This is a genomic window from Nocardiopsis lucentensis DSM 44048 (assembly GCF_000341125.1).
Classification (GTDB): Bacteria; Actinomycetota; Actinomycetes; order Streptosporangiales; family Streptosporangiaceae; genus Nocardiopsis; species Nocardiopsis lucentensis.
On sequence record NZ_ANBC01000038.1, the window covers coordinates 1 to 3,314 of the forward strand.

Consider the following 3,314-nt stretch of genomic DNA (forward strand, 5'->3'; position numbering starts at 1 on the left):
CGCCGAGGCGTCGTGCACCACGCGCAGGGTGGCGATGATGTCGCGTACCTCGGGCACGAGCATGAGCCCGCCGAGCCCGACCACCTCGACGGGGATGCCGCGCGCCTCCAGGGCCTCCCGCAGCGGCGGGAACTGGGATCGTTTACGGCACAGGACGGCGACGTCGCCCGGGCTGATCCCGCCGTCCTCGCCGTTTCCGGACTCACCGTTCGGCCACGGAAGGAAGTCGGGTGCGGTGTGCGCGTCGCCCGGCTCCCCCGGCCGGGCGTGGACGAGGCTGTGCACCTGCTCGGCGATCCAGGCGGCCTCCTCGCTCTCGGTGGAGAACAGCGCGGCCAGGGCGGTGCCGCGCCCCCGCCTGGCCGGCCCTGGGTGCAGGACGGGGACCTCCGCGGCCTCCGCGCGCAGCGGCTCGGAGATCCGCTCGGCCACGCCCAGCACGCGTTCGCCGTTACGGAAGCTCGTGGACAGGCGGCGTACGGGGGCGGGTCGCCCCGGGGCGGTCGGGAAGTCGGTGGGGAACCGGGTGAGGTTGGCCGCGATCGCGCCCCGCCACCCGTAGATGGACTGGCAGGGGTCGCCGACGGCGGTGACCGGGTGCCCCTCCCCGAACAGGGACCTGAGCAGGACGAGCTGGGCGTGGCTGGTGTCCTGGTACTCGTCCAGGAGCACGACGCGGAACCGGCCGCGCTCGATCAGCCCGACTTCGGGGTGGTTCTCCGCGATGCGCGCGGCCAACGCCATCTGGTCGCCGAAATCCATCGCCTCGCGGACGTGCTTGGCGTGGTTGTACCGGTCGACCAGCGGCAGGAGCTGTTCGCGGCGGCGCTGGGCGGCGACCAGGTCCCGGGTCTCCTTGGTGGGCTTGCGGGTCATCGTGTCGACCTCGGCCTGGATCCACCGGCCGATCCCGCGCACCCGGTCGGTGGTGGTCAGGTGGTCGGCGATCTCCCCGGACAGGTGCAGGACCCGCTGGGTGACGGTGTCGGCCCCGACGGTGATGTGGTCCATCGGCCCGTCGTACTCGCCGACGATCCGCGCGGCCAGCTGCCAGGACTGTCCCTCGCTGAGCAGACGGGCGGTGGGCTCGACCGCCTCGCGCAGGGCGTGGTCGGAGACGATCCGCCCGGCGTAGGCGTTGTAGGTGGACACGGTGGGCTCACCGTCGAGCACCTCGGATGGCAGCTGTTCGGTGGCGCGCAGCTGGTCGAGCCGCTTGCGGACGCGTTCGGCCAGCTCGGCGGTGGCCTTGCGGGTGAAGGTCAGGCCGAGCACCTGTTCGGGGCGCACGTGCCCGTTGGCGACCAGCCACACCACGCGGGAGGCCATGGTCTCGCTCTTGCCCGACCCCGCGCCCGCGATGACCACGCCCGGTTCCAACGGCGCGGAGACGACCTCGGACTGCTCGGCGGTGGGCTCGGGCTGGCCGAGCAGTCGGGCCAGTTCGGCGGGGGTCAGGCGGGGGGACGTCGGCGCGGGGTCGGCCGGGTCGGTCAGGGGTTCAGACATGGTGGCTCTCGGGGTGGTGGGGGAGGTTCGGTGACGGCGTCCTCAACGTGGCGGGGGTGGGGGTTCACACATGTCGGCCTTCGTCCTGCACGGGGCAGCAGGCGCGCACGGCGCACGCGTTGCAGCCCTTGTTGCGGGTGGCGGCGAAACGGGCACCGCCCATCCCGGCGGCGACCTCGCGCACCAGCGTCCCGGCCCACTCGGGGTCGGGGTCCTCGCCGAGCGGGGGCTGGGGTTGCTCGCGCGCCTTGCGGGCGAGGGCGGCGCCGCCGACCTGGACGAGGGCGGCGCCACCGGGTTCGGCGAGGCCGAGCTTGGCGAAGGCGCCCCTGAGCACGGCCATCTGGTAGACGCCGAGCTGGGGGTGGCGGGCCAGGTCGTCGGCCTTGGTGCCCCCGGTCTTGATGTCGACGACGACCGCGCGTCCCTGGGCGTCGCGCTCGAGGCGGTCGACGCGACCGGTGATCTCGATGCCGCCGACGTCCACCCTGAAACCCTCCTCGGTGACGACCAGCTCCCGGTCGTTGGCGGCGTCCCAGTCCAGGAGCTTGCCGACCATCTCGTCGGCGCGCTCGCGCTGCTTGTCGGCCTGCCAGGGACCGCCGAAGTCCAGGTCGGACCAGATCTCGTCCATGCGCTTGTGGATCTCGTCCGGCGAGCTGCCGCGGGCGACCAGGACGGCGACGGCGTGCACGACCGTGCCGAGGGCGGAGGCGGAGTCGCCGGAGGAGGCCCCGGCGGCGCGTTCGAGCAGCCACCGCAGCTGGCAGTTGGTGAAACTCTCCACCTGGGACGGGGAGACGCGGATGGTGTCCTCCTCCCCCGCCAGCGGCCGGTCGTCGGTGAAGGGGGTGAGCGCGTACCACTCGGACGGGTCGGCGCCGCGCACGCCCTCCTCGGCCAGGCGGGCCAGGTGGGCGGCGGCGGCCTCGCGCAGCGGGTCGGGCGCGGAGGGGTCGGTGACCACCGAGCGCAGGTCGGCGACGAGCGCGGGCAGGGAGAGCCAGCGGCGGCCGGTGCTGACCGGCTCGGGATCGCCCACGCCCATCTCCGTGAGGAAGCGCGAGGGGCGCTCGTCGCTCTCCTCACCGCCCACGGCCGTGACGACCAGCGTGTGCCGGGCGCGGGTGAGCGCGACGTAGAACAGGCGGCGCTCCTCGTCCAGGAGCTTGGAGGCCAGGGCGGCGCCGGAGGTGTCGGCGGAGTGGACGTCGGCGTCGACGAGCTCCTCGACGCCCAGGAGCGAGCCGCGCAGCCGCAGGTCGGGCCAATCGCCCTCCTGTGCCCCGGCCACCACGACCAGCCCCCACTCCAGACCCTTGGAACGGTGGGCGGTGAGGATGCGCACCGCCTCGCCCTCGGGCGCGCGCTCGGCGAGGCTGTCGCCGGGGATCTCCTGGGCGGCGAGGTCCTCCAGGAAACCGGCGGGGGCGCCGGGGGGCAGGCGGTCGCAGTAGCGGGCGGCGCTCTCGAAGAGGGCGACGACGGCGTCCAGGTCGCGGTCGGCGGAGGCTCCCCTGCGGCCGCCCGCCTGGCTGGCGCGCAGGAGGCGGTCGGCGAGGCCGCTGTCGCGCCACAGCCGCCACAGGACCTGTTCGGCGTCGGCGCCCTGGGCGGTCAGGGTCCGGACGGTGGACAGTGCCTCGGCGATACGGAGGGCGGGCGCGGCGACCTCCGGGGCGACCAGGGCGAGCTCGCGGGGGTCGCGCAGCGCGTCCACGAGCAGGCGCGCGGCGGGTCGGTAGCCGTCGGGGTGGACACCGTCGGCGGCCTCCCCCGTGGTGCTTTCGGCGGCCTCCCCAGCG

The 3,314-nt window shown here is 74.7% G+C and carries 2 protein-coding genes; both read right to left on the reverse strand.

All coding sequences use genetic code 11. The features are described from left to right. A partial coding sequence (locus D471_RS0101035; RefSeq protein ID WP_017596907.1) for an ATP-dependent helicase occupies positions 1-1,509 on the reverse strand: 1,509 nt, incomplete at its 3' end. A 64-nt stretch (positions 1,510-1,573) separates the two neighbouring features. After that, positions 1,574-3,314 (reverse strand): UrvD/REP family ATP-dependent DNA helicase (locus tag D471_RS0101040; protein WP_017596908.1); only part of this gene is annotated, 1,741 nt, incomplete at its 5' end.